This is a genomic window from Synechococcus sp. R6-5, from assembly GCF_047461775.1.
GTDB lineage: Bacteria > Cyanobacteriota > Cyanobacteriia > Thermostichales > Thermostichaceae > Thermostichus.
The window spans coordinates 1-6,065 of sequence record NZ_JANSHV010000147.1; the positions used below are offsets into that span (position 1 = coordinate 1).

10 protein-coding genes are annotated in these 6,065 nt (G+C 58.1%); 6 read left to right on the forward strand and 4 right to left on the reverse strand.

From position 1 onward, the window contains the following. Nucleotides 1-67: 67 nt before the first annotated feature. Nucleotides 68-319 (reverse strand): RNA recognition motif domain-containing protein, encoded by a 252-nt coding sequence (locus NW818_RS08685; protein ID WP_011434316.1) that lies wholly within the window; start codon nt 317-319, stop codon nt 68-70. A 377-nt stretch (nt 320-696) separates the two neighbouring features. On the opposite strand from NW818_RS08685, the gene NW818_RS08690 reads away from it, so the two are divergent. From NW818_RS08690 to def, 4 genes are all read left to right on the forward strand, one after another. Beyond that, nucleotides 697-873, forward strand: a complete 177-nt coding sequence (locus NW818_RS08690) for an NblA/ycf18 family protein (protein ID WP_414424327.1) — start codon at nt 697-699, stop codon at nt 871-873. Next, nucleotides 873-1,199: a DUF2499 domain-containing protein gene (locus NW818_RS08695; RefSeq protein ID WP_414424328.1), complete on the forward strand. Its 327-nt coding sequence runs from the start codon at nt 873-875 to the stop codon at nt 1,197-1,199. Before NW818_RS08690 ends, NW818_RS08695 begins: the two co-directional genes overlap by 1 nt. A gap of 3 nt (nt 1,200-1,202) precedes the next feature. Continuing rightward, nucleotides 1,203-1,517 (forward strand): DUF3593 domain-containing protein, encoded by a 315-nt coding sequence (locus NW818_RS08700; protein ID WP_011434312.1) that lies wholly within the window; start codon nt 1,203-1,205, stop codon nt 1,515-1,517. 137 nt (nt 1,518-1,654) lie between these two features. Further along, nucleotides 1,655-2,245 (forward strand): peptide deformylase, encoded by a 591-nt coding sequence (gene def, locus NW818_RS08705; protein WP_414416451.1) that lies wholly within the window; start codon nt 1,655-1,657, stop codon nt 2,243-2,245. Nucleotides 2,246-2,281: 36 nt separating this feature from the next. Here the strand turns inward: def and NW818_RS08710 are convergent, their stop codons facing one another. After that, nucleotides 2,282-2,635 carry a hypothetical protein gene (locus NW818_RS08710; protein ID WP_414350209.1) on the reverse strand — a complete coding sequence of 118 codons (354 nt, stop codon included), beginning with the start codon at nt 2,633-2,635 and terminating at the stop codon, nt 2,282-2,284. Between the two features lie 199 nt (nt 2,636-2,834). Here NW818_RS08710 and cbiD point away from each other — a divergent pair, with 199 nt between their 5' ends. Next, entirely contained in the window at nt 2,835-3,947 is a 1,113-nt protein-coding gene (cbiD, locus tag NW818_RS08715) for a cobalt-precorrin-5B (C(1))-methyltransferase CbiD (protein WP_414424329.1), read from the forward strand. On the opposite strand, the gene NW818_RS08720 is transcribed toward cbiD, so the two are convergent. Both NW818_RS08720 and NW818_RS08725 read right to left on the reverse strand, forming a co-directional pair. Then, nucleotides 3,944-5,410: a hypothetical protein gene (locus NW818_RS08720; protein WP_011434306.1), complete on the reverse strand. Its 1,467-nt coding sequence runs from the start codon at nt 5,408-5,410 to the stop codon at nt 3,944-3,946. The genes cbiD and NW818_RS08720 overlap by 4 nt on opposite strands. 241 nt (nt 5,411-5,651) lie before the next feature. Beyond that, the gene (locus tag NW818_RS08725; protein ID WP_414388664.1) at nt 5,652-5,801 is read right to left on the reverse strand and encodes a hypothetical protein; all 150 of its coding nucleotides are present in this window, start codon (nt 5,799-5,801) and stop codon (nt 5,652-5,654) included. Here NW818_RS08725 and NW818_RS08730 point away from each other — a divergent pair. Next, the coding region (locus tag NW818_RS08730; protein WP_414424330.1) for a hypothetical protein at nt 5,784-6,065 on the forward strand (282 nt) is incomplete at its 3' end. The genes NW818_RS08725 and NW818_RS08730 overlap by 18 nt on opposite strands.

Here is a 6,065-nt window from a genome sequence, read left to right on the forward strand (position 1 = left end):
TTCGCGTTAGCGGGACGGAGTCCTTTGGTTGTCCAAAATGGCAAACCCAGGGTTGAACAATCTTTGCTTAGGCTTGGCGGCGGGGCCTGGCTCGATCCAAACGCAGAGGCCGGCCCATGAATTCCTGCCCGTTCGCGCTCTCGATGGCTTCGTCCTCCTCAGCTTCGGTTGCCAGATCCACAAACGCGAAGCCTCGTGTCTGACCTGTCTCTCGGTCTATCGGGATTGTAACCGACTTAACGTTCCACCTCTGCTGGAAGAAAGCTTTCAGTTCTTCTGTTGAGGCTTTATAGTTTAGGTTCCCCACAAAAATGGTCATGGCAATTCAAGCAAAGTAAGTTACCAATCAGCAAGGGTGGCAACAAAGCTCCAGAGTACTTCACTTCTATCATGGAGCCTTGCTAAGTCGCACAACGTGAAAGGATGTAAAGGGATCCCTGCCGGAAAATCTTCCCCCTTCCCCATCCAAAATGCACCTTTGTCCAACTTGACGGGCCTGTACTTTTTCTGCCACTGGGTTGAGGTTCTCTGCCCTCGCCTCGGCCAAGCTCCCTTCCGGCACGTCGAGATCCGGCATCTTGTCACGTTGTTGCGATTTGTTAAGATATGTATTATCCTGCTTGCACTACCTGGCCAGATCTGCGCTGTTGGAACTCTTTGCAGACCTCTCTACCTGAGCACCCTGAGGTGATAATGATGGATGAAACGCTAGGGCTCTCTTTGGAGCAGCAATTTCGCCAGCGGGCTTTCGAGACCTTGGTTTCTCGCATGAGCCCCGAGCAGGCCAAAGACATTTTGGTCAAACTGCACAAGCAAATGCTGCTGCAGGAGGCCACTTACCGCCAACTGCTGCGTCATTCCCTCAGCGCCTGATGCACGCCCTTTCGCTTCCCACCTGGTGGATTCACATTGCCAGCGTCTTGGAGTGGATCGCTGCTATTGTGCTCGTGTGGCAATTTGGGGAGCGGGTGGGCCAGCCCGAATGGCGAAGTTTGAGCTGGGCGATGCTGCCTGCTTTGTTAGGGGCAATGTGCGCAATCACCTGGCACTGGTTTGACAACGACCCCAAGTTAGACTGGGTGGTCACTGCACAGGCCAGCTTCACCTTGCTGGGCAACTGTACCCTGGCTTGGGCTGCCTACCGCATTTGGCGAGCTGAGAGAGCCGACGAGCCTGCACAGGAGGGGGATCCCGACTAGGCGATGAACAGTTTATTTGCCCTCTCTCTGTTCCCTTACTTGGTCTTTTTATTCTTCCTGTCGCGGCTGCGCCGGATCCCACGTTTGGCTTTGGTTGGATTTTGGCTGTTGTTGCTTTTTGTGGCCGTCAGCATCCCGGCAGGGCTGTACGCTCAGATGCACTACGGCACTTCCCTGGCCAATGTGGATCCCTTGCATGGAGGGGCAGAGGCTTTTCTCACCCTCTCCAATATTTTGGTGGCCTTGGGCTTTAAGCAGGGAATTGACCAACAGGCCCAACGACTTCCAGAGGCTGGCGACGGCAACCCTGAGCCATGATCATCCCAAACAAGCCTCTACCCCCTCTCCAAAGGGAGAGGAGAGCTAGGCAACAATGGTTTCAGCACAACCAGGACTGAATGTAGAATGGGGATCCAGACCCGATACCTGCTGTTTATTCTGAAGAGATCTGCCGGATGGTGGCTACCCTTTCTGTTGCCGTTCCCAAAGTGAAGCTGAAGCATCCGCCCCTGCACATTTATCGCATGGGGGACAAGGTGCTGCGGCAGCCGGCCAAGCGCATCAGCCAGGTCAACGACGAGATCCGCCAGCTTGCCCGGGACATGCTGCAGACCATGTACAGCTTTGATGGGATTGGTCTGGCGGCTCCGCAGGTTGGCATTCCCAAGCGCATGATTGTGGTGGATCTTTATCCCGATAAGCCGGAGGTGCCACCGCTGGTGCTGATCAACCCGGAGATCCGGGAGTACATTGGCGAGGCCGTTGCCGGGCAGGAGGGTTGTCTAAGCATTCCGGGGGTGTTTTGCGAGGTCGTGCGCCCAGAAGGGATTGTGGTTTCGTTTAAGGATGAAACGGGGCGGCCCCGCACCCTTCGAGCGGACGATTTGCTGGCGCGGGTGATCCAGCACGAAATCGACCACCTCAACGGCGTGTTGTTTGTGGATCACGTGGAAAACGAGCTGGTGCTGGATCAAGAGCTGCGCAAACACGGCTTCCAGATGCAGGATGTGCAACGCAAAGGCAAGCCCTCTGCTGCCCCCCGCTGAAGCCTTGCTAGATGAGTGTCAGTTTAGTGGTTTAGTCTAGTGTTGCAAGCGCTGGGCCAAGAGCTGCTCTTCCAGAGCGGCAATGCGGTTGTAGGCAGCGGTTAACTGGGCACTCAGGCGCTGTATTTGGGCTTCGGGGGCCAGCTCATGCCCCATGCTGCGGTTGCTCACCACGGTGGGTTCATCATCCAGCAGGAAGTTGTGGCTGCCATCTTCCACCAAGTCTGAGATTAGAACGCTGTAACGGGAGGGGGCGGGGGTGTTTTTTTTGGCTTCCTGGGTAGCCAGGAGAACAGCCACCACCTGCTCGGGCATCCGCTCGATGGCAGCTTTTAGCTCCTGTATTTGCGACTCCAGACGCTCAAGGTAGTGCTGCACTGCTTCGCTCATAGCTGCCCCAGTTTTCGACTACCTTCATTGAAAAAGGCAAATTTCGGATCCCCTCTTCTTCCCCCAGATCATTTAACGATTGCTTCCGGGGGGTGTTCTCTGAAACTCAGGGGTTCCCTCGCAAGCCAGAATTGAGGTGCGCCTTTTCCGGAGATTTTGGTTTTCCGGTCATCCATTTCCGAAGCAAAAAGCTGTGCAGATGCAGGATGCTGTTCAGGGATCCCGACCGCGGGGCTATACCTTGCCGGTTTTCGCCGTTGCTTCGGCCAGAGCTGCTCTTCACCACCTTCTGGGGATCCCTTTGGAGAAGGAAGGGGGGCGCTTGGTTGTTGCGGTGCAGGCTGAGCCCCGGTCCCTTGAGGCTTGGATCCGGATCCCAGTGGAGCAGGTAGCTGCCTTGGAGAAGACAACAGCTCTGGCCATTACCCGCTCGGATCCCGGCCCCCACCTGGATCTCACCCGCGACACACCGGTCTGGGCTTGGGTGAGGTTGGAGGAGAGGGATCCCGAGGATCCCCCCTTGATCTTGGAAGCCGGGGAAGGGCTGGGGCGACGCACCGATGGCAGCCCGGCCATTTATGCCTATGCCCGCCGTTTGTTTGAGATCAATCTTTTGCCCGGGATCCCAGAGGGCTGCCGCCTGCGGGTGCGCATCATTTTGCCGGAAGGAAAGCTCCTGGCGGAGCGCACCTCCAATGCCGCTTTTGGGGTGCTGGAAGGGCTGGCCCTGTTGGGAACGCGGGCGGAGGTGGAGCCTTCCTCAAGTGTTGAGAGCTTAGAGCAAGCCCGCCAAGAGCTGCAACAAAAGTTGGAGCGGCACAAGCATTTGATCTTTTGCGTGGGCAGCCATGGGCAGCAGGTGGCGCTGGGGCAAGGGATCCCGGAAGACCAGATCCTGCGAGTAGCCAATTGGATAGGGCCGTTGCTAGTGGAAGCGGCGCTGCGGGGGGCGGAGTCCATTCATTTGATCGGCTACCACGGCAAGCTGATCAAGATGGCAGGGGGGATCTTCACCACTTCCAGCCACGTGGCCGATGCCCGCTTGGAAATTCTGGCGGCAGCCCTGATCCGGCGTGGGGGAACGGCAGAACAGGCACGGCAAGTGCTGGAGTTGCGGACAGTAGAGGCAGCGGTGCACCATCTGGATGGCCTTGGCTGGGCAGCACCCGTGATGCAGGAGTTGGCTCGCCAAATCCTGGAGCGAGCCACAGGCTATGTGCGAAAGTATGCCGGTCGATCCCTGCTGTTGGCGGTGACGTTGTTCGACCGACAGGGGCAAATCTGCGCCCAGGTGGGGATCCCTTTCTCCTAATCCCCCAATTCGGGATCCGGTCGTACCCGCACCCCCATCTGGCGCAGCAGGCGTAAAGAGTTTTCTGGCCCATCGATCATCTGCTGCTCGTTGATCCAGTAGGTGGCAATGCCCAGGTCTTCTAGAAATCGCACATAGGGATCCGGCGGCGGTCCATCGAAAACGGCGGCCTTCTGAACGGAAAAGCCCTGCTCGATCCAGGGGCCAAGGGCAAAGCGCTCGTAGTAGAGCAACTGTCCCACCACTTCCTGCAAAGCCTCTGCCGCATCCTTGTGGTGCAGGAGCTTCACTTCGGCCAAAAGCAGATGCCCGTCCGCCACGGCCAAAAAGTCAAAGGTATGCTGATCCTCCCGGACTTCCAATCCTGCCAGGCGGAACCAGCGGCGAAACTGGTGCAAGATCTCGTTGTGGCGCTCGCTGCGCTCCAACTGACGTCGACGGCGGCGTTCTGCCATCAGCGGGTCTGTCCCGGCGCTGTGAGGGATCCCACTGCTGCGGAACTGGGGCGGCTCATCGGGATCCAAAACCACCTTGCCCCCAGCAGGTTGATGCAGGAGGGGCGGCATCTGGGGCAAGAGTTCTGTGGATCCCCACTCCACCTCTGGCTGCTGAGCCCAGGTAAGCAGGTGTCGATTCAAGGGGTGCTCAGGGTGGGTGTCGAACAACAGGCGCAGTTGAGACTGGCTAAACTGAAAATCCAGACGAAATTGCTCGATGGAGAGGCTGCTCCGCCCCTTTTGCAAAGTTTCCTGGCCAAAGTAAAGCATCACCAAGAGCGGGTAAATCGGCAGCGGACGATGGGAGGGAATGAGCATCGCCCACATGTCATCCGTCCAGTGGGGGAGCAGGATCTCGGCCTGTTTGCCTTTGCCCACCACCTGCAACATTTTGGGGTGTCCCGGCTGCCAGCCACAGGGGTGATCGTCAAAGCCGCAAGTCTGTCGCCCTTGATCCACGCTCAAGGGGTAGCGCCCATCATAAAGGCGGAAAGGACAGAGATCCCGGTCTTCGGCCAAAAAGCGCTCGTCTTGCCACAAGTGGGCCGCCAAGGCATGACAGCCGATCCCTTCCTGGCTGTTGCAGGCTTTGAGCCAACGCCGTTCCGCCAGTTTCCCGCCCACTTTGCTCGGGGCCAGGGGCCGGATCAAACCGTTTTCCCCCTGGTTGAACAGAGGCCACACCAAAGGCTCGCCGGTTTCGGGCAAGGTCGGTAAAAGAGGGTGGGTTTTGCTGTAAAACGGGTCGCAAATGCGCTGGGCCACTTGCTGCAAGGGCAGTCCGCGGGGGGATCCCACCCAAGGCAAGAGGGATCCCGATCCGGCCTGAGCGCGGTGATATTGGATGGCCAGAGCCACCTCTAGCCCTATGGGACGGAGTTCCGGCGTGAGCTGCCGGTAGCGCTGCAGCAGCCGGGAAGCCTGCACAAACAGGTCGTAGCGCCGAACGGGAACTGCGTCAGCCATAGTGTTGCAGGAAAAACTCCCCACTGCCTTGGGCAAGAGCTGGTACAGGCAAGCACCTCCGCCTCAAAAGAGGATACTTTGGCAACCGCCTCTACAGACCCAGACCTTGCCGAGGATATCGGGCCGACACCCCCTCCTCTTGGCACCAGGTCAGTTGTCAGTGTAGTAGAGAAACTCTAGGGCGAGAAGATGCTGCCCCTCGCTTGCAGGTTGTGGGAAGAATGCGCAGTAGGCCCTGATACTAGGGCCACCCAGGAAAGGGAAAGGGGCGCTCTGTCTCTGCATCACGGTCGTACTCCGTAGGTCGGCCTGTGTCCCGCTGAAGCACCAAGCTGCCCACATAGTCGGCCTCTCGATAGACGCGGGCAATTTGATGGTGGATTTGGGCCATGTCTTCAGCAGAGACCACGCCATTGTCGGTGGCTTTGTAGAACTGGACCGTGACCCGAATGGGAAAGCGAGGATCCCGCTCGATGTCCAGGTTGTTGATCTCGGTGAAGGGGCCCTCTACCTCTCCATGTCCAATGACAGCGGCTTCTACATTGCTGAGGCCGGCCAGGTCGGCTGCGAGTCCGAAAAACTTGACAGAGATATCCTCAACTTCCCTTCGCGGCGGCTGCCGCTGCTGGAGAGCATGCCTCTAACCCCCAAAACC

Bases quoted from the DNA above. Each gene is read 5' to 3' on its own strand.
- cbiD (WP_414424329.1), top strand. From the start codon at position 2,835: ATGCAGGATGCTGTTCAGGGATCCCGACCGCGGGGCTATACCTTGCCG.
- NW818_RS08720 (WP_011434306.1), bottom strand. From the start codon at position 5,410: ATGGCTGACGCAGTTCCCGTTCGGCGCTACGACCTGTTTGTGCAGGCT.
- NW818_RS08725 (WP_414388664.1), bottom strand. From the start codon at position 5,801: ATGGCCCAAATCCACCATCAAATTGCCCGCGTCTATCGAGAGGCCGAC.
- NW818_RS08700 (WP_011434312.1), top strand. From the start codon at position 1,203: ATGAACAGTTTATTTGCCCTCTCTCTGTTCCCTTACTTGGTCTTTTTA.
- NW818_RS08685 (WP_011434316.1), bottom strand. From the start codon at position 319: ATGACCATTTTTGTGGGGAACCTAAACTATAAAGCCTCAACAGAAGAA.
- def (WP_414416451.1), top strand. From the start codon at position 1,655: ATGGTGGCTACCCTTTCTGTTGCCGTTCCCAAAGTGAAGCTGAAGCAT.
- NW818_RS08695 (WP_414424328.1), top strand. From the start codon at position 873: ATGCACGCCCTTTCGCTTCCCACCTGGTGGATTCACATTGCCAGCGTC.
- NW818_RS08690 (WP_414424327.1), top strand. From the start codon at position 697: ATGGATGAAACGCTAGGGCTCTCTTTGGAGCAGCAATTTCGCCAGCGG.
- NW818_RS08710 (WP_414350209.1), bottom strand. From the start codon at position 2,635: ATGAGCGAAGCAGTGCAGCACTACCTTGAGCGTCTGGAGTCGCAAATA.